The sequence below is a fragment of the Romboutsia lituseburensis DSM 797 genome, assembly GCF_900103615.1.
Taxonomy (GTDB): domain Bacteria; phylum Bacillota; class Clostridia; order Peptostreptococcales; family Peptostreptococcaceae; genus Romboutsia_F; species Romboutsia_F lituseburensis.
Window position 1 is genome coordinate 80,012 of sequence record NZ_FNGW01000007.1, and the last position, 25,203, is coordinate 105,214.

At 29.3% G+C, this 25,203-nt stretch carries 21 protein-coding genes and 1 other annotated feature; of the genes, 19 read left to right on the forward strand and 2 right to left on the reverse strand.

Features of this window, described 5'->3' with window-relative positions; all coding sequences use genetic code 11:
- Positions 1–6: 6 nt before the first annotated feature.
- From BLP75_RS13450 to htrA, 3 genes are all read left to right on the forward strand, one after another.
- Positions 7–1,635: a Na/Pi cotransporter family protein gene (locus BLP75_RS13450; protein ID WP_092726857.1), complete on the forward strand. Its 1,629-nt coding sequence runs from the start codon at positions 7–9 to the stop codon at positions 1,633–1,635.
- 244 nt (positions 1,636–1,879) lie between these two features.
- Positions 1,880–3,226, forward strand: coding sequence for a glucose-6-phosphate isomerase (locus BLP75_RS13455; RefSeq protein WP_092726859.1), 1,347 nt, complete (start codon positions 1,880–1,882; stop codon positions 3,224–3,226).
- Between the two features lie 264 nt (positions 3,227–3,490).
- Positions 3,491–4,564, forward strand: a complete 1,074-nt coding sequence (htrA, locus tag BLP75_RS13460; protein WP_330385814.1) for a serine protease HtrA — start codon at positions 3,491–3,493, stop codon at positions 4,562–4,564.
- Positions 4,565–4,684: 120 nt separating this feature from the next.
- Here htrA and feoB read toward each other — a convergent pair whose 3' ends face one another.
- Both feoB and BLP75_RS13470 read right to left on the reverse strand, forming a co-directional pair.
- Complete coding sequence (gene feoB / locus BLP75_RS13465) at positions 4,685–6,619, reverse strand: ferrous iron transport protein B (RefSeq protein WP_092726860.1); 1,935 nt, start codon at positions 6,617–6,619, stop codon at positions 4,685–4,687.
- A gap of 13 nt (positions 6,620–6,632) precedes the next feature.
- On the reverse strand, positions 6,633–6,851 hold the full coding sequence (locus BLP75_RS13470; protein ID WP_092726861.1) for a FeoA family protein: 219 nt from the start codon (positions 6,849–6,851) through the stop codon (positions 6,633–6,635).
- 214 nt (positions 6,852–7,065) lie between these two features.
- On the opposite strand from BLP75_RS13470, the gene BLP75_RS13475 reads away from it, so the two are divergent.
- The 16 genes from BLP75_RS13475 to BLP75_RS13550 all read left to right on the forward strand — a co-directional run bounded on the left by BLP75_RS13475 (position 7,066) and on the right by BLP75_RS13550 (position 25,124).
- The gene (locus tag BLP75_RS13475; protein ID WP_092726862.1) at positions 7,066–7,230 is read left to right on the forward strand and encodes an aspartyl-phosphate phosphatase Spo0E family protein; all 165 of its coding nucleotides are present in this window, start codon (positions 7,066–7,068) and stop codon (positions 7,228–7,230) included.
- Between the two features lie 128 nt (positions 7,231–7,358).
- The gene (locus BLP75_RS13480) at positions 7,359–8,201 is read left to right on the forward strand and encodes a mechanosensitive ion channel family protein (RefSeq protein ID WP_170139046.1); all 843 of its coding nucleotides are present in this window, start codon (positions 7,359–7,361) and stop codon (positions 8,199–8,201) included.
- 150 nt (positions 8,202–8,351) lie between these two features.
- Positions 8,352–8,987, forward strand: a complete 636-nt coding sequence (locus BLP75_RS13485) for an MgtC/SapB family protein (protein WP_278335058.1) — start codon at positions 8,352–8,354, stop codon at positions 8,985–8,987.
- Between the two features lie 47 nt (positions 8,988–9,034).
- Complete coding sequence (locus BLP75_RS13490; protein ID WP_092726867.1) at positions 9,035–9,880, forward strand: DegV family protein; 846 nt, start codon at positions 9,035–9,037, stop codon at positions 9,878–9,880.
- A 97-nt stretch (positions 9,881–9,977) separates the two neighbouring features.
- Positions 9,978–11,768, forward strand: a complete 1,791-nt coding sequence (gene pepF, locus BLP75_RS13495; protein WP_092726868.1) for an oligoendopeptidase F — start codon at positions 9,978–9,980, stop codon at positions 11,766–11,768.
- A 298-nt stretch (positions 11,769–12,066) separates the two neighbouring features.
- Positions 12,067–12,894, forward strand: coding sequence for a phosphate ABC transporter substrate-binding protein (locus BLP75_RS13500; RefSeq protein ID WP_092726869.1), 828 nt, complete (start codon positions 12,067–12,069; stop codon positions 12,892–12,894).
- Positions 12,895–13,189: 295 nt separating this feature from the next.
- Entirely contained in the window at positions 13,190–14,110 is a 921-nt protein-coding gene (gene pstC, locus BLP75_RS13505; protein ID WP_092726871.1) for a phosphate ABC transporter permease subunit PstC, read from the forward strand.
- 1 nt (position 14,111) lies between these two features.
- On the forward strand, positions 14,112–14,936 hold the full coding sequence (gene pstA / locus BLP75_RS13510) for a phosphate ABC transporter permease PstA (RefSeq protein ID WP_092726872.1): 825 nt from the start codon (positions 14,112–14,114) through the stop codon (positions 14,934–14,936).
- Between the two features lie 20 nt (positions 14,937–14,956).
- Positions 14,957–15,715 (forward strand): phosphate ABC transporter ATP-binding protein PstB, encoded by a 759-nt coding sequence (gene pstB, locus BLP75_RS13515; RefSeq protein WP_092726873.1) that lies wholly within the window; start codon positions 14,957–14,959, stop codon positions 15,713–15,715.
- An 88-nt stretch (positions 15,716–15,803) separates the two neighbouring features.
- Complete coding sequence (gene phoU / locus BLP75_RS13520; protein ID WP_092726875.1) at positions 15,804–16,457, forward strand: phosphate signaling complex protein PhoU; 654 nt, start codon at positions 15,804–15,806, stop codon at positions 16,455–16,457.
- A gap of 114 nt (positions 16,458–16,571) precedes the next feature.
- On the forward strand, positions 16,572–16,811 hold the full coding sequence (locus BLP75_RS13525) for a hypothetical protein (RefSeq protein WP_092726877.1): 240 nt from the start codon (positions 16,572–16,574) through the stop codon (positions 16,809–16,811).
- 431 nt (positions 16,812–17,242) lie between these two features.
- Positions 17,243–18,595, forward strand: coding sequence for an NADP-specific glutamate dehydrogenase (gene gdhA, locus BLP75_RS13530; RefSeq protein ID WP_092726880.1), 1,353 nt, complete (start codon positions 17,243–17,245; stop codon positions 18,593–18,595).
- 199 nt (positions 18,596–18,794) lie between these two features.
- Positions 18,795–19,670: an FUSC family protein gene (locus tag BLP75_RS13535; RefSeq protein ID WP_092726882.1), complete on the forward strand. Its 876-nt coding sequence runs from the start codon at positions 18,795–18,797 to the stop codon at positions 19,668–19,670.
- Positions 19,671–19,745: 75 nt separating this feature from the next.
- Complete coding sequence (locus tag BLP75_RS13540; protein ID WP_092726883.1) at positions 19,746–21,134, forward strand: [Fe-Fe] hydrogenase large subunit C-terminal domain-containing protein; 1,389 nt, start codon at positions 19,746–19,748, stop codon at positions 21,132–21,134.
- A gap of 29 nt (positions 21,135–21,163) precedes the next feature.
- Complete coding sequence (locus BLP75_RS13545; RefSeq protein ID WP_092726885.1) at positions 21,164–21,976, forward strand: polysaccharide deacetylase family protein; 813 nt, start codon at positions 21,164–21,166, stop codon at positions 21,974–21,976.
- 91 nt (positions 21,977–22,067) lie between these two features.
- Positions 22,068–22,373 (forward strand) — a binding site (T-box leader).
- 87 nt (positions 22,374–22,460) lie between these two features.
- Complete coding sequence (locus BLP75_RS13550; protein WP_092726886.1) at positions 22,461–25,124, forward strand: valine--tRNA ligase; 2,664 nt, start codon at positions 22,461–22,463, stop codon at positions 25,122–25,124.
- Positions 25,125–25,203 lie beyond the last annotated feature (79 nt).

The following is a 25,203-nucleotide window of genomic DNA, read 5'->3' on the forward strand; positions in this document are numbered from 1 at the left end:
ACAATTTTGGAAATTATAGTAAATCTTATGGGAGGCCTAGGACTTTTCTTATATGGAATGAATCTTATGGGAGACGGACTTCAAAAGTCAGCCGGGGCCAAATTAAAGAAAATAATTGAATTACTTACTAGTAACATTATAATGGGAGTTTTAGTAGGTGCATTAGTTACAGCTGTAATTCAAAGTTCTAGTGCAACAACTGTTATGGTAGTTGGATTTGTAAATGCGGGAATCATGTCACTGCCTCAAGCTGTAGGAGTTATAATGGGTGCAAATATAGGTACTACTATAACAGCACAATTAGTATCTTTAGACCTAACAGGAATGGCTCCACTAGCTTTAGGAATAGGTATAATACTATATTTATTCTCTAATAAACCAAAGCAAAAGAATTTAGCTGAAATACTTATAGGTTTTGGTTTATTATTTACGGGTATGGATTTTATGAAAGCAGCAGTAGAGCCTTTAGCAGGATACAAAGGATTTACAGATTTATTACTTACATTTGGTAAATATCCTTTATTAGGACTTTTATTAGGTTTTGGTATAACAGCAATAGTTCAAAGTTCAAGTGCCTCAATGGGGATGTTAGTAGCTTTAGCAGCAAAAGGTTTAATACCTTTAGAGGCTGCATTACCAATACTATATGGTCAAAACATAGGTACATGTGTAACATCATTAATATCAAGTGTTGGAGCTAATAAAAATGCTAGAAGAGCTGCAATGATGCATTTAGTATTTAATGTATTAGGAACAATTATATTCTTAATATTCCTTAGCAAGCCAGTTCAACATATAGTTGTAGCTATGGATCCAGGAAATGTAGCTAGACAATTAGCAAACACACATACATTATTCAACATAGTATCAGTAGTAGCTTTATTACCATTTACTAAACTAATAATAAAGATTGCTATAAAGTTAGTTCCAGATAAAGAAACAGATGAAGATGAAGATGAAGTAAGAACAGTTAAATATATAGATGATAGAATGATAGAAACTCCTTCAATAGCATTAGTTAATATAATAAAAGAAACTCTAAGAATGGGTGAGAAAGCAAAAGAAAGCCTAAACTCAGCTATGGAAGGTTTAATCGAAAAATCACCTGAAAAAATTGAAAGATCATTTAAGAGAGAGTTATTACTAAATGATTTACAAAAACTAATATTAAATTATTTATTAAAATTATCTAAAGCATCTTTAGACGAAAATTCAAGAGAAACTGTTGATGTATTATTTAATACAGTAAATGATATTGAAAGAATAGGAGACCATTCAGAAAATATAGCAGAATTAGCTCAACTTGCTATAGATTCGGATGTATCATTCTCTGAATTAGGAATGGTTGAATTAAAAGATATGTATAACAAGGTTATATCTGCATATACTTATTCCTTAGAAGCTATGAGAACATCTAACGTTGATTTAGCATGTAAGGTAATAAAGATGGAAGAACAAGTAGATATAATGGAAAAATCGTGTAGAGCGAATCATATGCATAGATTAAATAACAATTTATGCAGTATAGATAATGGAGTTGTTTACTTAGATATATTATCTAACTTAGAAAGAATATCAGATCATGCAGTAAATATAGCACAACAAGTTATTGCAGACAGAGTAACAAATAATTAATAAAAAAAGTTGCCTTAAAAAGGCAACTTTTTTATTTTAAATTTTGTAAATAATATTAAAATAAGAATATATAAATTAATTATTAGATAATAAATTATTTTAATAAAATAGAAATTTAAAACATATCAATATTATTATTTTATAAATAATTATACAAATTAAAAAAATTGTTATTTTTTTGTTAATCTATAATATTTTTTATGATATAATTTCATTATATTACATAAAGGAAAGAGGTAAGTTTATGGGAAATATAAAATTTGATTATAGTAAAGCTTTAGGATTCTTCAGTCAAAATGAGATAGACTGCATGCAACCGTTTGTTGACGCTGCTCACAATATGGTTCATGAAAAAACTGGATTAGGAAATGACTTTTTAGGGTGGGTTGATCTTCCTAACAATTATGATAAAGAAGAGTTCGCAAGAATAAAGAAAGCTGCAGAAAAAATCAAATCGGATTCAGATGTTTTATTAGTAATAGGGATAGGTGGATCGTATTTAGGAGCAAGAGCTGCTATAGAAATGGTAAGTCATTCTTTTAGAAATAACTTATCTAAAGACGAAAGAAAAGCTCCAGAAATATATTATGTTGGTAACAATATAAGTTCAACATACATGATGGATTTATTAGATGTAATCAAAAATAAAGATGTATCTATAAATGTTATATCGAAATCAGGTACTACAACAGAGCCTGCAATAGCTTTTAGAATATTCAAGGACTTCTTAGAAAAAAAATATGGAAAAGAAGAAGCAAGCAAGAGAATATATGCTACAACAGATTCAGCTAAAGGGGCTTTAAAGAAATTAGCTGATGAAGAAGGGTATGAGACATTTGTAATACCTGATGATGTAGGGGGACGTTTCTCTGTATTAACTCCAGTTGGATTATTACCAATAGCATGTGCTAACCTTGATATAGATGCTATGATGAAGGGTGCTTCAGATGCTTGTGAAGAATTTAAAACATCTGATTTAAAAACTAACCACAGTTACCAATATGCTGTAGTAAGAAATGTTTTACACAGAAAAGGTAAAGATGTTGAATTATTAGTAAACTATGAACCACAACTACACTATGTATCTGAATGGTGGAAGCAATTATATGGAGAGAGTGAAGGTAAAGATAATAAAGGTATATTCCCAGCAGCAGTAGACTTCTCAACAGATTTACACTCAATGGGTCAATATATACAAGAAGGAAAGAGAATATTATTTGAAACTGTTCTTAATGTAGAAAACTCTAAGAAAAATGTAACTATAGACGAAGCAGAAGTAGATTTAGATGGATTAAACTACTTAGCAGGTAAAACTGTAGACTTCGTAAACAATAAAGCTTTCCAAGGAACTTTACTTGCTCACACAGATGGACAAGTTCCAAACTTAATAGTAAACATACCTCAATTAGATGAATATAACTTTGGATACCTTGTTTACTTCTTTGAAAAAGCTTGTGCAGTAAGTGGATATTTATTAGGTGTTAACCCATTTGATCAACCAGGTGTTGAAGCTTATAAGAAAAATATGTTTGCACTTTTAGGTAAACCAGGATTTGAAAAAGAAAAAGAAGAATTAGAAAAAAGACTTTAATCTTAATTAAATTAGTTAAGGTTAAATTAAGAATACAGTAATATAATGAAATCATTATTAAGATAAATTTATCTTAATGATGATTTCTTTTATTTTTAAACAACAATACTTTTATAAAAATTAAAAGTAAATATAAAAAATATTTAATTGTCATATAAATTTTTTAGACAAAATTAAAATAAATGTTATTAAAATATTAATTTTGCTAAAAATACATAATAAGGATGATTATTTATTTTTAGAAATTAATTAGGAGGGATATTTGTGTCAAGTAAAAGAGGAATAGGACTAATCGTTATAGTCTGTATAATAACAGGTATGCTAAGTAGTTTATTAACTGTTGTTTTAATGAAAAATAGTATGGGAAAATCGGAATCAAATTCTAAAGAAATAGTTATAAATGATGATGGAAAAAGTAAGAATATCTACCATGCAGTAACTGATAAGGCTATGCCATCAGTAGTTGGGATAACTACTACAACTATAGATACTAACAATATATTTGCTATACCAACGCAATCTCAAGGTGTAGGTACAGGTGTTATAGTAGATGCAAATGGATACATACTTACAAATTCACATGTTGTATCTGATGGAAAAGCGGTAGATGTTAATGTATTATTTAATGACGGATCAAATACAACAGGTAAAGTTTTATGGAATGATCCTCAACTTGATTTAGCAATGGTAAAAGTTGATAAAAAAGGATTAACTCCAGCTGAATTAGGTGATAGTGACAATGTAAGAACAGGTGATATAGCAATAGCGATAGGAAATCCATTAGGTCTTGAGTTCCAAAAAAGTGTAACTCAAGGTATAATAAGTGGTTTAGATAGAACTATACAAACAGAGAAATCTAATATGACTGGTTTAATGCAAACAGATGCTAGTATAAACCCTGGTAATAGTGGAGGACCTTTATTAAATGAAAAAGGTCAAGTAATAGGAGTAAATACGGCAAAAGCATCTCAAGCAGAAGGATTAGGATTTGCAATACCTATAAATACAGCTAAACCAATAGTTGAACAAATTATAAAAACAGGAAAATTTGAAAAAGCAACATTAGGTATAAAAGGAATAGACTTAGCTATATTTGAATCATCAACAGGTACAAAACTAGAAGCTGAAGAAGGTGTTTATATAGCAGAAGTATTAGCTAATACAGCAGCTCAAAGAGCAGGAATTCAAGCCGGTGATGTAATTGTAAAAGTTGGAGATAATAAAGTTTCAACAATGTCAGATTTAAATAAATCACTATATAAATTCTCAAAAGGGGATAAAGCTTCTATAGTAGTAAATAGAGGTGGAAAAGAAATTAAAATGGATGTTAAATTCTAAAATATATAATAAATAAAAGACAGTAGTATTAATACTACTGTCTTTTATTTATGTAAAATATAAAAAATAAACATTGAATTTAAAAAGGAGTAATTCTATAAAGAATTACTCCTAAATTTTCTATTGTACTTCTTGCTTAACCTCTACAGAACAATTTCCTTGGCTAGCACATCCTGAACAACCGCTGCATCCAGGTGAAGATTGTTTTGAATTTAATTTTCTTAATATAACTATTATAGATACTAGTATAATTGAACCACCGATAAGTAGTTCTACTATAGAGCTTGATGATCCTGGCATAAATATAGCACCTCCTATAATTTTAACTATAAATGCTGCTACCCATGCAAGAGCAAATTGATATCCAAGAGATATAAACATCATCTTATTTCCATACTCTTTTTTCATAGTAGCAAGAGCAGCTATACATGGAGTATATAATGCAGAGAATACTAAGAATCCATAAGCAGTAACTCCTGTAAATACTGTAGGAAGAACCTCATTTAAGTTTCCGTAAAGAACATACATAGTATTAACAACTATCTCTTTAGCACCAAGCCCAGTTAATATAGAAACTGAAGCTCTCCAATCACCAAATCCTAGAGGTGCAAATATTGGAGCTACAAGTTTTCCAGCGTATGCTAAAAAGCTATTATTTAAATCTTCTGTAAACCCGTTAAAGTTAAATGATGAAAGAACCCATATCACAACAGACATTGCGAACATTACAGTTACAACTCTTGATAAGAATCCTTTTGATTTATTCCAAGTATTTTTTAAGATTGCACTGATAGTAGGCAACTTATATTCTGGAAGTTCTAGTATAAATGGTTCAACTTCAGTTTTAAAAGTTGTTTTATTTAACACTAATGCAACTAGTATTGCAACTACTATACTAACTAAATAAAGAGAAGTAGTAACTATTGCTGCAGTATCAGGGAAAAATATACCAGCAAATAATGCATATATTGGTAACCTAGCACTACAAGTCATAAGAGGTGCAATAAGTGCAGTTATTCTTCTATCTTTTTCGCTTTCTAGTGTTCTAGTTGCCATTATAGCTGGAGAAGAACATCCAAGACCCATTACCATAGGTATGAAAGCTTTACCAGATAAACCAACTTTTCTCATTATGTTATCCATTAAGAATGCTGTTCTAGACATATAACCACTATCTTCTAAGAATGATAACCCTAAGAATAAAGTAAATATTAGAGGGAAGAATGGTAAAGTACCACCAACACCACCAACTATACCGTCTAGTATAAGTGATTTAAACCAAGGGCTAGAATTTACTAGCATATCACCCAATGGTTTAGCAACATGTGCATCAATTAATCCAGCTAGACCTTCTTGTAAAGGTCCACCTACCCAATCGAATGTAAATTTAAATAATAACATAAGAGCTGCTATGAATATAGGGTAAGCTAATATTGGATTTAATATTATATTGTCAAGTTTATCGCTTATAGAAGTTTTCTTACTTGAATAAGAAACACTACATTTATCTAATATAGACTCTATTTTTTGATAAGTCTCAACCTCTGAACCCCAGTTAGTAGTATAAGATAATTTACTATTTGAAGCAGACTTTATAGATTGAGAAATTTTGTCAGTACCACTTTTCTTTTTAGCTATTATTGGAACTACAGTTACATTAAGCTCCTTAGCTAATTTATCATAGTCAATTTTTATACCTTTAGCATCTGCAACATCAAGCATATTAAGTAGTAATACTATTGGCTTATTAAATTGCATTAGCTGTGTTGTTAAATAAAGGTTTCTAGATAGGTTAGATGCATCAACAACATTAACTATTACATCTACATCTCCATTTTCTAAAAAGTTTTTTGATACTTTTTCTTCGTTTGAGAAAGTATCCATTGCGTATATACCAGGTAAATCTATAATTTTTATATCTTCACCTAAAAATCCTTCTTTTTTGTCTATGGTAACACCCGGCCAGTTTCCTACATATTGATTAGAACCTGTAAGAAGGTTAAAAACAGTAGTTTTACCAACATTTGGGTTACCTAATAATGCTACATTAATCATATTTTCCGCTCCTTTACTTTAAAGAAATGTTTTTAGCGTCAGATTTCCTAATAGCAAGATCGAAACCTCTAAATCTTACAACAATTGGATCACCAAATGGAGCAACTTTTCTAACTTCTATTTCAGTATTATCTATACATCCTAAAGCAAGTAATCTTTTTGCTAATTTTTCATTTCCGTTTATATTATTAATAGTACCCTTTTGACCAACTCTTAAATCGTAAACAGTCATCATTAATACCTCCTAATGAAATTCATTATCAATAAAATTATATCAATAATGATTATAATTGTCAACTAATAGCTACTATTTATATAGATATCCAGTTAAAGTAAATTTAATCATTTATTGACACATTTTGTAATGTACTTGTGTTGACAAAAACAGCTTAAATTTGATATTATAGAGCTAGAAATAGACAAATTTGTATATAGTGGTGATCAGTGTGGCGAATAGTGAAATAGAAGCATTAAAAAAAGAGATAGAAGCATTAAGAGACGAAATCAACACTTACATAGAGTATCCGGAAATATTCAAAGAAGAACTTGTTGATTCAAGTAATAAGATAGACTTGTTAATAAATAAGTATATGAGTTTGAGTAGTAAATAACCCACAAAAGTGGGTTTTTTTGTGCATAAATTTATAAAAGTTGATAATGAATATATTACCAAAAAACTGAGAATATTAAATAACTAGAAGAGTTTATTGTAAATTTGAAGTTGAGGATGATATTTATTATGATAGCTAAAATTATAAAATCTATTTTAATTTTTGTATGTTCATATATAGCGCTAAAAACAATTCATTATCTTTTAAAGAAATTATTTAAAATAACTACGTTTGATGAAAGATATGAAAATACATTATGTAGTGTATTATCTTCTATAACATATTATATTATTTTTGTGCTAAGTCTTGTATTAGTGCTTAGAGAGTTTGAAATAATAGATGCTACTAAATTTGGAACTTTAGTTACAGGTGCTAGTATAGTAGGGCTTATAGCAGGTGTTGCAGCCCAGAGTATATTAAAAGATATATTTAATGGATTTTTTATATTATTTGAAAAGCAATTACAAGTAGGCGATTTTGTTGTAATAAACGAAAAATTCAGAGGAACTGTTGAAGAAATAGGATTAAGAAGTCTTGGATTAAGAGACTGGGATTTAAGAAGGATCACTGTGTCAAATGGAAGCATAACAAGTATAAGAAACTACAGTAAAAATAAAATGAGAGTAGTAGTACATGTTAGAGTATCATATGAAGAAGATCCTATGAAAGTTATGGATTCATTAGAAGAAGTGTGTGATATAATGAATGAAAAGTTTAAGGATTATACAATAAGCCCTTCATCAGGAGATAAAAAGAAGTCTTTTAAGGTATATGGTGTTACAGATATTGAGGATAATCCTGTAGGAGCAAAATATACTATAACAGGGGTTGTACAATCATATAAATATTTTTCTGCAATGAGGGAAACTAAATTACAAATTTTATTAGTGTTTAAAAAGAACGATGTACATATTGCTTATCCTACACATATAAATATATTACATCATGAAAAAAACATTGAAGAGCTATAAATTTAGCTCTTTTATAATACAATAAAGTATATATTTTATATTTAAATAAATAAAGTTTATAATAAAAAATAAAATTTTCTTTTGGGGATAAATGTAAAGAGAATATAGGGGGAGATTAAAATTATAGCTGTAAGCAATAAAGAAATAATAATAAGATTATTAATAGCATTAGTGGTAGGCGGATTAACAGGATTAGAAAGAGAAAAATCTCACCAGTTTGCTGGGTTTAGAACCCATATATTAGTTTCTGTAGGGTCATGTATTACTGCATTAACATCATTAGCGTTATTTCATGATTATAGCGCATATGCCAATATAGATCCAGGAAGATTAACAGCACAAGTTTTATCTGGCATAGGTTTTTTAGGTGCAGGAGCGATATTAAAAACGTCTAATGGAATAAGGGGATTAACTACTGCTGCAGGTATATGGGCAACAGCATGTATAGGAATAACAGTTGGATATGGATATTATGTACTAAGTATCTCTGCATGGTTATTTGTAATGATAACTTTATATATATTAAAAAATATAGATAAGGTTTTATTTAGAAAAAAGCAGACTATATTTAGTGTAACAGTAAACAATATAAATATGATATCTATACTTTATGGAAAGTTTGAAAAGTCTCAGATCGATGTGAAAAATATAGATATAGAAAATGACGGTGATAACTGTTGGAAATTAAGCTTTTTTATAGTTTATGATAGAAGAATAATAATGGAAGAGTTAGTTAAAGAATTAAATATGTCAAAAAACATAATAAGTGTAGATTATTTACATTAAAATAATATAAAATAGAGTATAACTAAATTAAAGCTGAGGTGTATGAATTGAAAAAAAGCATAAAAATAATAACAGACGGTTCGTGTGATTTTCCACAAGAAGTTATAGATAGGGTAAATCCAGGTATAGTAGGAATAAATGTTGCATTTGGAGATGAGTCATTTATTGGAGGCGTAGAAATAGACGATGAGACTTTCTACAATAAAATGAGAGGATGTAAAGAGTTACCTAAAACATCAAGTCCTTCTCCAGATAGATTTTTAGAACTTTATAATTGTGAGGAAGATGAAGTATTAGTATTCACACTAACATCTAAATTATCTAGTACATATAGTAATGCTGTGTTAGCTAAAAATATGTACTTAGAAGAAAATCCACACAAAAGAATCGAAGTTATAGATAGCCAAAGTGGTTCAATAGGTGTTGCTTTGATGATATTAAAATGTAATGAGCTAATAGAGAACGGAAAAACGATGGATGAAATACTAGATGCAATAGAAGGATTTAAACAAGAAATTATATTCTTTGGAGCATTAGATACATTAGAAAATGCAATAAAAGGTGGAAGAATTAATGCAGTTGCAGGTAAGTTAATAAATGCATTAAATTTCAAAGTAATAATAAGAATAGAAGATGGTCTAGTTAAGCCGATAGATAAAGCTAGAGGTGGAAGTAATAGCTTAAAGAAAGCGCTTGAATATGTTAAAAATCATTTAACTCATGTTGAAACTAGAACAGTAGTAATAGGTCATGCAAATTGTCCTGAAAAAGCAGAAAAAATAAAGCAAATAATAAATGAAGGCTCTAACTTTAAGGAAATATTAATATCTAGTATAGGACCTATAATGGGAACGTTCACATCAGAAGGTGCAATACTAGTCTCAGTTTTATAATATAAAATTACATTTTATTAGATTATATTGGATAGAATATATAGTTGAATAAATGAAAATATAATAACTTTAAAATTTTATTAAAGGAGAGTAAATTATGGGAGTAGACAGAAGTAAAATAGAAGAAAAATTTAAATGGCAAATAGAAAAAATGTATGCTAGTAAAGATGCTATAGAAAAAGATATTAAAAAAGTAAAAGATCTTATAGAAAAAGCTAAAGAGTATAAAGGCAAACTTAGTGAGAAATGGGAAAACCTATACGAGGCTTTAAAAGTATCAGAAGATGCATCAAGAATACTTCAAAATTTATATGTATACACTCATATGAAGCAACATGAAGATACAAGAATAAATGAAAATCAATCTATAGCTACTAAAACTGATATGCTATCAACAGAATTATCTATGGCAACATCATACATAGTTCCAGAACTTATAGCTATAGATGATGCAAAGTTAAAAGAGTATTTAACTCATGATGAGTTAGCATTTTATGAGAAACATATAAGTGAAATATTAAGAGAAAAGCCACATACATTAACAGAAAGAGAAGAAGAGATTTTAGCAGCGGTTTCTGATTTATCTGGAATACCTGAAAATGTGTATGATATGTTATCATTTGCAGATTTAGAATTCCCTGAAATAGAAGATGAAGAAGGTAATAAAGTTAAGTTAACTCACTCTAATTATTCTGTATTTTTAAAAAGTAAAAATCAAAAAGTTAGAAAAGATGCTTTTGATGCTATGTATTCAGTTTATGGTCAGTATAAAAATACATTTGCATCGACTTTATATGGTGGAATAAAATCAGAAATATTTTATGCTAAAACAAGAAATTATGAGTCTGCATTACAAGCATCATTATTCCAAGATGATATAAGTGTAGATGTTTATAATAATTTAATATCCGCTGTAGATGAAAACTTAGATGCATTAAATAAATATATTGAATTAAAGAAAAAACTTTTAGGATTAAATGAAATACATATGTATGATTTATATGTTCCATTAACAGATAAATTTGATATGAAAATTACGTATGAAGAAGCTAAAGAAATTATATTAGAAGCATTAAAACCTTTAGGTGAAGAATATTTAGGTTTAATAAAAAGAGCATTTGATGAAAGATGGATAGATGTTTATGAGAATGAAGGAAAACAAGGTGGAGCTTATTCTTGGGGAAGTTACGATTCTGAACCATATATACTAATGAACTATAAAGATGATTTAAATTCTTTATTTACATTAATACATGAATTAGGCCATTCTATGCATAGTTATTATTCAAAGCATAATCAAGAATACCTATACTCAAGTTATAAAATATTTGTTGCAGAAGTTGCTTCTACATTAAATGAACTTCTTTTAATAAATTATTTATTAGAAAAATCAAATTCTAAAGAAGAAAGAATTTATTTATTAAATTATTATATAGAGCAATTTAGAACTACTGTATACAGACAGACTATGTTTGGTGAGTTTGAAAAATTAACTCATGAAAGAGTAGAAGCTGGAGAACCATTAACAGCTCAAGAATTTAATGAAATATATTATAAATTAAATGAAAAATATTATAAAAAATCATGTATTATAGACCAACAAATTGAATTAGAATGGGCAAGAATACCTCATTTCTATTCAAACTTCTATGTTTATAAATATGCAACAGGATTTTCTGCTGCAAGTGCATTAAGTCAACAGATATTAGAAGAAGGACAAAATGCAGTTGATAGATATATATCATTCTTAAAAAGTGGTGGATCAGAATATCCATTAGCTCAATTAAAAAAAGCTGGAGTAGATATGCAAAAGAAAGAATCTGTAGATGATGCATTAAAAATATTTGGTGAATTAGTTGATCAATTAGAGCAAGAATATAATAAATAGTTAAGTAAAAAAGAGTTATCGTAGCGAATATGTATGAAAAGCTAAGATAGCTCTTTTTATATATAAAAATTTTTCTATCTATAAAAAATAAATTAAAAATAGATAAAAGCTAAATTAAATTAGGTATAATTGAGAAATAATTTTGAATAATCTATATTTTTACACATTCTTAACACAATTTACATCTACTTAACTTACTTATAATATTCACTTAACATAACAACAGTATCATTAAATTGTAAAGAGGAAAACACATTAAAATAATTTGAATATAAAATATGTGAGTGGGGGTAAACAAATGTTTAAGAAAAAGATAGCGGTATTATTAGCGAGTACAGTATTAGTAGGAAGTTTAGCGGTAGGATGTGGTTCAGGATCATCAAGTAACGATGGATCGAAAGTAACTGTATCAGGGTCAACATCAGTAGGACCTGCAATGGAATCTATAGCAGAAAAATACCAAGCAGATAATCAAGGCGTTACAGTTGAAATACAACAAGTTGGTTCATCAGCAGGTATAAAAAATACTATTGAAGGAACATCTCAAATAGGTATGGCATCTAGAGATTTAAAAGATGAAGAAAAAAATGCTGGATTAAAAGAAACAGAGATCGCTTTAGATGGTATCGCCCTAGTAACACATAAAAATAACACTGTAAAAGATTTAACAGTTGATCAAATAAAAGGTATATATACAGGTAAAATTACTAACTGGAAAGATGTTGGAGGAAAAGATGCTCCAATAGTAGTATTATCAAGAGAAGATGGATCAGGAACTAGAGATGGGTTCCAAGAAAAAGTAGGATTTGAGTCAGAAGCATTAACTAAAGAAGCTCAAATAAGTGATGGATCAGGAAATATAAAGACTACAGTAGAAGGTAATGAAAATGCAATAGGTTACATATCATATGGATATGTTGATGATACTGTAAATATGTTGAAAATTGGGGGAGTGGAATTAACTCCAGAAAATGTAAAGTCAAATGCATATGCAATAGCAAGACCATTTATATTAGTTAATAAAGAAGATTCAATGACAGAACAAGCAAATAAATTAATAGACTTCATATTAAGTGACGAAGGTCAAAAAATAATGGAAGGTAAAGGCTTTATAAGCATAAAATAGATATCCTCATGAAAAAGATACACCTAAAGGTGTGTCTTTTGTTTTGTAAAGAAAAATTAATAAAGTTTTCCTTACATTAATTAAAAGTTAAAATGTTAAAAAAATAAAAAAATAATAAAAATAAAGTAAAATTTATGTTAAAAAAATTGTCTGAATTTTACGCTAGTTTAACTTAAATCTAATATGGATTTAACTTAGGACCTTTATTATAAACTTGTAGGAGTCAATGCCTAATAAAGCAGAGAGAAATTATTTTAATTATAATAAGTGAAGGATATTTTGAGGAGGATGTTTTATGTTAGCAAAGTCTCGCGTGGTAAATGTAAGTAAAAGAGACAATAAGAATGGCAACGAAGGAAAGTACTTAGCAGAAAAAGTAGCAAAAAATGTGTTTTTAATAAGTGCCTTAATTGCTGTTATAAGTTTACTTTTAATAATAGGATTTGTATTCTACAAAGGCCTAACACCATTTTTATTTAAAGGATATTCATTTACTGAATTTTTAACAGGAGCTGATTGGGTACCAAGTGCAGATAAGTTTGGAATCTCATCTATGGTAGCAGCATCAATATTAGCTACAATAGGGGCCTTAGTAATTGGTGTTCCAGTAGGAATACTAACAGCAGTATTTATTGCAGAAGTAGCACCTAAAAGATTAGCAAAGATTATATCACCAGCAGTAGAACTATTAGCAGGAATACCATCAGTTTTATATGGAGTATTTGGATTAGCGATAATAGTTCCTGGTATACAAAATATATTTAATTTACCAAAAGGTCAAAGTTTATTCGCAGTAATAATAGTTTTAGCAGTAATGATGTTACCAACAGTAATATCAGTATCGGAAACAGCAATAAGAGCAGTACCTCAAGCCTATAAAGAAGGTTCATTAGCATTAGGAGCATCACATATAGAAACTATATTTAAAGTTGTTCTACCAGCTGCTAAATCTGGTATATTAGCTGCGGTTGTTTTAGGAGTAGGAAGAGCTTTAGGAGAAACAATGGCAGTAATACTTGTAGCAGGTAACTCTCCAGTAATGCCATCATCTTTAATGGATAGCGTAAGACCACTTACTACTAATATAGCTTTAGAGATGGGATATGCATTCGGAACTCATCAAGAAATGTTATTTGCAACAGGAGTTGTATTATTCACATTTATATTAATATTAAATATAGTATTAAACAAACTTTCAAATAAGGCGGTAGATTAAAATGAGAAAGTTAAAAGAAAATATTTTAAAATCAGCAGTTTATTTATCGGCAGGATTTACAGTTATTACACTTGTTGTAATAGTAGGATATATATTTATGCAAGGAATCAGTGGAATAAACCCAACATTCTTGTTTAGCAATTATTCAGCATCAGGAGATGGAGGAATATTGCCAATGATAGTAACTACAATATATACAGTATTACTTTCAATAGCAGTTGCTACTCCAATAGGAATCTTATCAGCAATATACTTACAAGAATATGCTAAAAAAGGTAAGTTAGTAACAGCAATTAGATTTGCTACAGAAAGTTTAGCAGGTATACCTTCAATAATATATGGTTTATTCGGAGGGATATTCTTTGTAGTTACTTTAGGGATGAAGTATTCAATACTATCTGGATCTCTGACAGTAGCAATAATAATATTACCAGTAATAATAAGAACTACAGAAGAAGCTCTAAAAACAGTACCACAAAGTTATAGAGAAGCATCTTTAGCTTTAGGGTCAACTAAATTCCAAACACTTTACAAAGTAATATTACCAAGTGCAATACCAGGTATATTATCAGGAATTATATTATCAGTTGGTCGTGTTATAGGAGAATCAGCAGCAATATTATTAACAGCAGGAACAGTAGCACAAATGCCTGGAACTATATTTGATAGTGCTAGAACACTTACAGTACATGCATACCTTTTAACTAAGGAAAAAGGTGATATACAAGGAGCAGCAAGTATCGGAGTTGTGCTAATAATATTAGTGTTAATTTTAAATACAATAGCTAAAGTAGTAGCTAAGAAATTAAACAAAGCAAATTACTAATAATATCAAGAGGTGTAGATATGGAAAACAACACTAAGTTAAATATAGAGAATTTAGATTTATTTTATGGAACGAAACAAGCTTTAAAAAACATAAATATGAATATAAAAGAAAAAAAAGTAACAGCTCTAATAGGTCCGTCAGGATGTGGTAAATCAACATTTTTAAGATCATTAAATAGAATGAACGACCTAATAGAAAATGTAACTATAAAAGGAAAAATAGAAGTAGATGGAGAAGATATATATAATAGCAGCGATGTAATAAAGCTGAGAACTAAAGTAGGAATGGTATTCCAAAAGCCAAATCCATTTCCAATGAGCATATATGATAATGTAGCTTATGGACCTCGTACTCATGGTATAAGAGACAAAAAAACTTTAGACAAAATAGTTGAAGAAAGTTTAAAGGGAGCAGCTATATGGGATGAAGTTAAAGATAGATTAAAGTCATCAGCTCTAGGATTATCTGGAGGTCAACAACAACGTATCTGTATAGCTAGAGCAATAGCTATGAAGCCAGAAGTAATACTTATGGATGAACCTACTTCAGCTCTAGACCCAATATCAACTTTAAAAGTAGAAGAATTAATAGAAGAGCTAAAAGATGATTATACAATAGTTATAGTTACACATAATATGCAACAAGCAGCACGTGTATCTGATGATACTGCATTCTTCTTAAATGGTGAAGTAATAGAGTTTAGAGATACAAAAACAATGTTCACTAATCCAGAAGATAAGCGTACAGAAGATTATATAACAGGAAGATTTGGATAAAAAAAGTCGCTTCGGTAACATCCGTTGCTTAAAAATCACGTTATAGTGAATTAAATATTAGATAATATTAAAAGAAGGGATTTTTTATATGGTTAATACAAGTTTAGAATTAAGTATAAATACACTTAAGCAATACACTCTTACTATGATTGAAAGATGTGAAGATGCTGTTGATAAAGCTGTAGACTGCATGGTAAGAAAAGATTTAGAAGGGTCTAAAAAAGTTATAGAAGAAGATGATGAAATTGATACTTTAAGAGAATATATAAGAGATAGAAGTATTGAATTAATTGCTTTAAAACAACCTATGGCAAAAGATTTAAGATATGTATATGCGCTAGGGAATATAGCTATAGAACTAGAGCGTATAGGCGATTATGCTGTAAATATAGCTTTAGAGACTCTGAAAATAGGAGAAGAACCATATATAAAAGCACTAATAGATATTCCTAAAATGGCAAAAGAATGTAAGGATATGCTGTCTCAAGTTAAATTAGCATTAGAGAATGAAGATGAACAGCTATGCTACAAAATAGCAGCTCAAGATGATAGAATTGATGATTTATATGTTCAAATTCATATAGATTGCTTAGAAATTATGAATCAAAATCCAGCTACAGTAAATCAAGGTGTTAGATTGTTATTTGTAGGTAGATACCTAGAAAGAATTGGGGATCATATTACTAATGTATGTGAAAAGTTAATATACGCTATAAAAGGCGATATGGTAGAGATTGGGTAAAATTATATTTTACCCTTCTTTTTTTGTATATTAAAAAAAAATTAAAAAATAGGTTTAAAAAACTTATTATCTTTCCATAATCTAAATATAAAAAATTAATGAGGGGGAAAGGTAATGAGCAAACAAAAGAATTATAGAAATTTATTAGAGGTATTAATGGAAGGCGAAAAAGAAAACAGAGATCTACAAGATTACATATGTGAGATACTTCCAGAGAAAGCTTCTGATTCAAAATATATAGAAAAATTGTATTGTAGAGTATGTGATATATACGATGCAATAGATATGGATATAGATAAGTACTGGATAGCTAACAATTATATAAACATGCTAAGAGAAGTTAAAACATTTTAAAAAGCAAAAGACTATTAAAAATATAAATTTAATAGTCTTTTTTACGTATAAAAAAATTATGATTACATTATAATTGTAGATAAATAATTTAAACTTTGAAATATTAAGAAACTTATAGTAAGTAAAAGATAGCGCCCACGCAGTGGCTCAATCAAAGCGAATTTTATGTAAAAAAATATATTTATATAAAAGTAAATAAGTATAAGAAAATATTGTCAAACAGCTTTAAAAGTCAGAAAATTCTATATTAATAAAACCTTAAAAAATAATGTAATACGATAAGAAAATGTAATTATATTAACACTAAAGTGTGATTTTGTTAATTAAAATAAGTAAGAAAATTTTTACAAAAAAGATATTGAAAATAGGACAACAAAATACTACTATGTAAGAGAAAAGGTTTTTCTAAAGTTAAAAGGGGGGCTATTAATATGGAAAAAAATGTAAAGCAAGTAATTGAAAAGGTTATAGAAGATGTTAAAGTAAGAAATAAAGGGGAATCTGAATTCCATCAAACAATCGAAGAAGTTTTACATTCTTTAGAAGGTGTTTTAGTAAAGCACCCAGAGTATATAGATGCTAGTATATTAGAAAGAATAGTTGAACCTGAAAGACAAATAATGTTTAGAGTACCATGGGTAGATGATAATGGAAATGTACATGTTAACAGAGGTTTCAGAGTACAATTTAATAGTGCTATAGGACCATACAAAGGAGGACTTAGATTCCATCCATCTGTTAACTTAGGAATAATAAAATTCTTAGGATTTGAACAAATATTTAAAAACTCTTTAACTGGTTTACCAATAGGTGGAGGTAAAGGTGGATCTGACTTCGATCCTAAAGGAAAATCAGACAATGAAATAATGAAATTCTGTCAAAGTTTCATGACAGAGTTATATAGACATATAGGACCTAACATAGACGTGCCTGCTGGAGATATAGGTGTTGGTGCTAGAGAAATAGGATTCTTATTTGGTCAATATAAGAGAATAAGAGACTCTTATGATGCTGGAGTTTTAACTGGTAAAGGATTAACTTACGGTGGTTCTTTAGCTAGAAAAGAAGCTACAGGATTTGGAGTTGTATACTTTGTAAATGAAATGTTAAATTACCATAAAGATACATTTGAAGGTAAGAGAGTAGTTATATCTGGATCAGGAAATGTTGCAATATATGCAGCTCAAAAAGCTATGGAACATGGCGCTAAAGTTATAGCTATGTGTGACTCTGCTGGATACATAGTAGATGAAAATGGTATTGATTTAGATATAGTTAAACAAATAAAAGAAGTTGAAAGAAAAAGAATCAAAGAGTATGTTAACAGAAAAGAAGGAGCTCAATACGTTGAAGGTCAAAAAGGAATATGGACTGTTAAATGTGATATAGCTATGCCATGTGCTACTCAAAATGATATAAATATAGACTCAGCTAAGATATTAGTTGAAAATGGAACTAAAGTTATAGGTGAAGGTGCTAACATGCCTTGTACTAATGAAGCTGTAGAATACTTCTTAGAAAAAGGATTATTAGTAGCTCCAGCTAAAGCTGCAAATGCAGGTGGAGTTGCAACTTCAGCTCTAGAAATGTCTCAAAATAGTATGAGATTATCTTGGACATTTGAAGAAGTAGAAGATAAATTAAAAGTTATAATGAAAAATATATTCGAAGCATCTAAAAATGCTGCTGAAGAATATGGTCATGCAGGAAACTACGTAGTAGGGGCTAATATAGCAGGATTCTTAAAAGTTGCAGATGCAATGCTTAGCCAAGGAATAATATAATAAACTAACTAAAAGTTTATATATAGCTGGGGACTATCTGAAAAGATAGTCCCCTTTTTGCGTTGTAGGAATTTATATATAAATATGAGTAAATACTATCGACAAATAATGTATTTATATAGATAATATTAAAGTAGTATAAAAAATATCTAAAAAGGTCATATAAAGTTAAATGTTTCTACGACCAGGAGGTAAGATTTTGAAATTGCAAAAGATTGGAATGAGGACCACAAAAACAGGTTTAGCAGTTATGCTGTGTGTAATTTTGGGTGGACTTTTAGTTGAGAGCCCTTTTTATTCAGCGACAGCGTGTATAATATCTATGCAAGATACTGTAAAAGGATCTATGAAAGCAGGAATAAATAGAGTAAAGGGGACAATTTTAGGTGGAATAATAGGATATTTAATTGTTTTGATTGATCCAGGTAATCCTATACTATGTGGAATAGGTGTTATGGCGACTATTTATGTATGTAATTTATTTAAGCTAAATAAATCCATAGTTGTAGCATGTGTAACATTTTTATCTATACATTTAGGAATAATAGACTCAAATCCAGCTCAGTATTCTTTTCATAGAGTACTAGACACATCTATAGGTGTAGTAGTAGGTGTATTAATAAATTATATTATAGCTAGACCAGACTATTTAGATAGTACTATAAATGAATTTAAACAAATTGAGAAGCTAACGGTTGAATTTATTGAATCTAAAATAGTAAATAAAGCAAGTTTTGAAATTAAAAAATTAGAAAAAGAAATTAAAAAAGTCGAAAGTGTATATTCTAAATTGGTTGATGAATTAAATTATAGTAGAAATGATGTAGATATTGAAAAATTAGGAAGTGCTTTGTGCATTAGTAGAGAAATTTATTTTCATATGCAGTCTATTGAATTATTAGAGAAAAAGCTATATTTAAGTCAAGATAACTATGAAAAGATAAAAGAATTGCATAAGCTAGAAGATATAAAATGGGATTTACATGAAAGTAAAAGCCCTGTTTTTAATTATCATTTAAGCAAAATTATAGAAGAAATAAAATTACTTCATAATATAAATAAATCTAATGAATAATCAATAAAATATAAATAAAAAACAGTGTCTCTGTAAATATTACCTATATAAGTAATATTAAGGAGGCATTTTTTTATGGAATCGATTAATTTAAATACAAAAATTTTGGATGACTATAAGATGAAGTTGTTTAATGAGTTGATAAGGTTAGTATGGGAAGACAATTTAGAAGAGATAGATAATATTCCTCAAAAAATTATAGGGGAGGATGTATATGAAAAATTCGATAAAGAGACTATAACAAACTTAATGAGAGTAACAATGGGATTAGATGTATCAGAAGAATATGATTTAACATTAAAAGAGTTAGCGTATGAAGCTATGAATATAAATGAGGTTACTCAACCAATAATATCTATAATTTCTCAAGCATGTAAGTATTGTGATAGAACTAATAAAGAAGAGGAATGTTTTGTAAAAGAAAAGCATATTAATTGTAATGTGAACAATACTTGTAGTTCATGTGGTGATTGTGTTTCAAAGTGCAATATAGGTGCAATATCGGACAAGATACAATTTATGCCAATGGTAAATTTATTAAAAGATAAAGACTGTCCAGTATATGCTATAGTTGCCCCTGCTTTTGTAGGTCAGTTTGGAGATGAAGTAACTCCTGGTAAGTTAAGATCAGCTTTAAAGTTTTTAGGATTTGAAGATATGTTAGAAGTTGCCTTAGCAGCGGATCTATTAACTGCTAAAGAGGCTTATGAATATTGTGAGCATATGAAAGAAAATCCAGAAGGATACTTTATAACTAGCTGTTGTTGCCCTGTATGGGTAGGAATGATTGAAAATAATTTTAAACATGTATTACCAAATGTTTCACCATCAGTATCTCCTATGATAGCCTGTGGAAGATCTATAAAATTATTAAATCCAGATGCAAAAGTTGTATTTATAGGTCCTTGTATGGCAAAGAAAAAAGAAGCAGTTATAGATGAGCTAAAGGGAGCTATAGACTTTGTTTTAACTTTTAAAGAAGTAGAAGAAATATTTAATGCATTAAATGTTAATTTAGTAGATCAAGAAGATGAAAAGAGAGTAGAATCTTCATTTGCAGGACGTGTGTATGCTAAAAGTGGAGGTGTTAGTGAGGCTATAAAAACGTCAGCTAAGAGGATAAATGAAGATATAAAATTCACAAGTCATTCATTCCAAGGTGTAAAAGAATGTAAAGAAGGACTAGAGAAATTAAGCAATAATGAAATAAGTGCTACTTTTATAGAAGGAATGGGATGCGTAGGTGGATGCGTAGGAGGACCAAAACGAATCTTGCCAGTTGAAAAAGGGACAAAATATGTAGAGGATTATTGCAAAGAAACTCAAATGCAGACACCATTTGAAAATTTAAATGTAATTCAGTTTTTAACTATGATGGGAATAAAAAGAATTGAGTCGTTAGGAGAAAAGGAAGAAGAACAAGTGCTAAAAATATTTAGTAGAAATATCACAGATAATAATTAACGTTATTATATGAGAGGGAGATTAGGGGGATGAAGTATAAATCTAACATATCTATTATTGTGTCTATAGTATGTATCGCAATAATTGGTTCAGTAATAAGTTTTAATTATTTTAAGGGAAATGTTAAAGAAACTAGTAGCTATACAGAAAATAACGAAGTAGAAAGTTTAATAAGAGATAATACACTTACAGAAATTATGAAAAAAGTAACAACACCGGAGCAAAAAGGTCCAATACCGAGATCCGGAAAAATAGCATATATAACTATAGATGATGGACCATCAAAATATACAAATGAAATCTTAGATATATTAGAAAAAAATAATGTTAAAGCAACATTCTTCATGATTAATGGTAATATGAAACTTCATAAAGATGAAGTAGAAAGAATACAAGAAGATGGTCATAGTGCAGGATTTCATAGCGTATCACATGATATAAAGCAATTATATAAAACACCACAAAATACATTAAAAGAGTTTGAAACATGTGGAAATACTTTTTATAGTATAACAGGAGAAGTATCAAAATTAATAAGACTTCCTTATGGAAGTAAACCTTATATGCCAGATGCATCTCATGAATTATTAAAAGAAAATGGATATAAGATGTGGGACTGGAACTTAGACACTCAAGACTGGAGAGCTACTACTGATATTATAGTAAGTAACGTACTATATTATGGAAGAGATAATCCAAATTTAGTAGTATTAATGCATGAAAAAGAGCAAACTGTAAAAGCTTTAGATAGTATGATAAAGGTTTTAAAAGATAGAGGATATGAAATATTACCAATAACAGAAGATACACAACCTAGAAATTATTGGGATAAAAACTTATAAAAATATTAGTAAAACTTAAAATAAGGTATATATTATTATAAATAATTGACAATAATATTAGTAATTGGATATAATTAAATAATAAATGAAAATAAAAACTGTGATGAAGAGGAGTATATAAATACTACCAAAAGAGATGAAGACTCATAGGCTGAAAAGTCTTCTTGGAATAGATTTGTAGAAGGTAGCTTCGGAGTTTCTAAGCTGAACTAACAGTAAGCTTAGACGGTGTGAATCGTTAAAATCTATTGAGAGCCATAACTATGAAAATAAGTTTAATTATTTTCAACTATGTGAATTTAAACAACGGATGTGACTGAATGTTATATCGTTGGGGAAATTAAGCATAGTATAGTTTGTGGAATTAAGGTGGTAACGCGAGCTTTTCGTCCTTATTATAGGATGAAGAGCTTTTTTTATTGCAATAAACTAACAAAGCTTAAAAGCAAATAATTATATTAATTATAAATAAGGAGGAAACACAATGGAAAATACTAATTTACCAAAAACGTATAATCCTAAAGATTTTGAATCTAGATTATACTCAAAGTGGGTTGAAGATGGATTATTCAAGTCTAAGCCAAACCCAAATAAGAAGCCATTTACAATAATGCTTCCACCGCCAAATATAACAGGGCAATTACATATGGGACATGCACTTGACCATACATTACAAGATATACTTATAAGATGGAAGAGAATGGACGGTTATGAAGCTTTATGGCAACCAGGAACTGACCATGCATCTATAGCAACAGAAGTTAAAGTTGTTGAGAGAATAAAAGAACAAGAAGGAAAAACTAAGTATGAAATAGGAAGAGAAGAATTCCTAGACAGAGCTATGGACTGGAGAAATGAATTTGGTAGAAAGATAGTAGACCAAATGAAACAGTTAGGAGATTCTTGTGACTGGGATAGAGAAAGATTCACAATGGATGAAGGATGTAACGAAGCTGTTACTGAGTTCTTTGTGAAACTATATGAAAAAGGTCAAATATACAGAGGAAATAGAATAATAAACTGGTGTCCTGATTGTAAGACTACTTTATCAGATGCTGAAGTTGAGCACGAAGAGCATGATGGTAAATTCTATCACATAAAATACCCAATAAAAGGTAGTGATGAATTCTTAGAAATAGCTACAACTAGACCAGAAACAATGTTAGGAGATACAGGTATAGCTGTAAATCCAGAAGATGAAAGATATAAGCACTTAGTAGGTAAGCATGCTATACTTCCTATGATAGGAAGAGATTTAATAATAGTTGCTGATGATTATGTTGACTTAGAGTTTGGTACTGGTGCAGTTAAAATGACTCCAGCTCATGACCCTAATGACTTTGAAGTAGGTCAAAGACATAATCTTGAAAAGATAAATGTAATGAACGAAGATGGAACTATGAATAAGTTAGCTGGTAAATACGAAGGTATGGACAGATATGAGTGCAGAAAGCAACTTATAGCTGACTTAGATGAAGCAGGATACATGATAGCAATAAAAGACCACAACCACAATGTAGGTTCTTGTTATAGATGTAAAACTGTAGTTGAACCAAGACTTTCTGATCAATGGTTCGTTAAAATGGACGAGCTTGCTAAGCCTGCTTTAGATATATTAAAGAAGAAAGATTTAGAATTCGTTCCTGATAAATTTGATAAAACATATACTCAATGGTTAGAAAATATAAGAGATTGGTGTATATCAAGACAGTTATGGTGGGGTCACCAAATACCAGCTTACTACTGCCAAGAATGTGGTGAAGTAGTAGTTGCTAAAGAAATGCCAAAACAATGTAAATGTGGATGTACTAACTTCAAGCAAGACGAAGATGTTCTAGATACATGGTTTTCTTCTGCATTATGGCCTTTCTCAACTTTAGGATGGCCAAACAATACAGAAGAATTAAACTACTACTATCCAACAAGTGTACTTGTAACTGGATACGATATAATATTCTTCTGGGTAGTTAGAATGGCATTTGCAGGAATGTTCTGTATGGGAGAAACTCCATTTGAACATGTATTAATACATGGATTAGTTAGAGACTCTGAAGGTAGAAAAATGAGTAAATCTCTAGGAAACGGAATAGATCCATTAGAAGTAATAGACCAATATGGAGCAGATGCTCTAAGATTCATGTTAGCAACTGGAAATTCCCCAGGAAATGACATGAGATTCTACATGGAAAGAGTAGAAGCATCAAGAAACTTCGCTAATAAATTATGGAATGCATCAAGATTTGTATTCATGAACATAGATGAAGAAATAATGGAAGGTGTAACTAGAGAGTCTGTAGAAGCTAATATGACATTAGCTGATAAATGGATAATATCAAGAGCAAACAACGTTATTAAAGAAGTTACTGATAACATGAATAAGTTTGATTTAGGTATAGCAGCTCAAAAGATATATGATTTTGCATGGTCAGAGTACTGTGACTGGTATATAGAAATAGTTAAACCAAGATTATATTCTGAAGATAAAGAAGCTAAGCAAACAGCTTTATATACATTGACATATGTACTAGAGAAGATATTAAAACTTCTTCATCCATATATGCCATTTATAACAGAAGAAATATATACTCATCTTCCAACAGTAGAAGGAAGTATAGTAGTAGCTGAGTTCCCTCACTACAATGAAGCTGATAATATGGCTAAAGAAGAAGAAATGATGAACTTAACAATGGATGGTATAAGAAACATAAGAAACGTAAGAGCGGAAATGAATGTACCACCATCAAAGAAAGCTAAGGTTATAATAGTTCCAACAGCTGAAAAGAAAGAAGCTATGGAATCAGGTAAAGATTACTTTGTAACATTAGCATCTGCATCAGTAGTTGAAATAGTTGAAAATGAAACTAATATACCTGAAGATGCAGTAAGTGTTGTTATAGAAGGTGTTAAAATATTTATACCACTTGATGAATTAGTTGACTTCACTAAAGAATTAGATAGATTAAACAAAGAAAAGGCTAAATTAGAAGGCGAAATAAAGAGAGTTAACGGAAAACTTTCAAACCAAGGTTTCTTAGCTAAAGCTCCAGAAAGCTTAGTAAATGAAGAAAAGGCTAAGAAAGAAAAGTTTGAAGAAATGATGAACTCTGTTGTAGAAAGAATAGCTAACATAGAAGCTAAAATGAAATAATAAATAAAAAAGAGTGTCTTATTTTTAAGACACTCTTTTTGTTTATTAAAAAATGTTGGATATTTTCAATAAGAAAGGG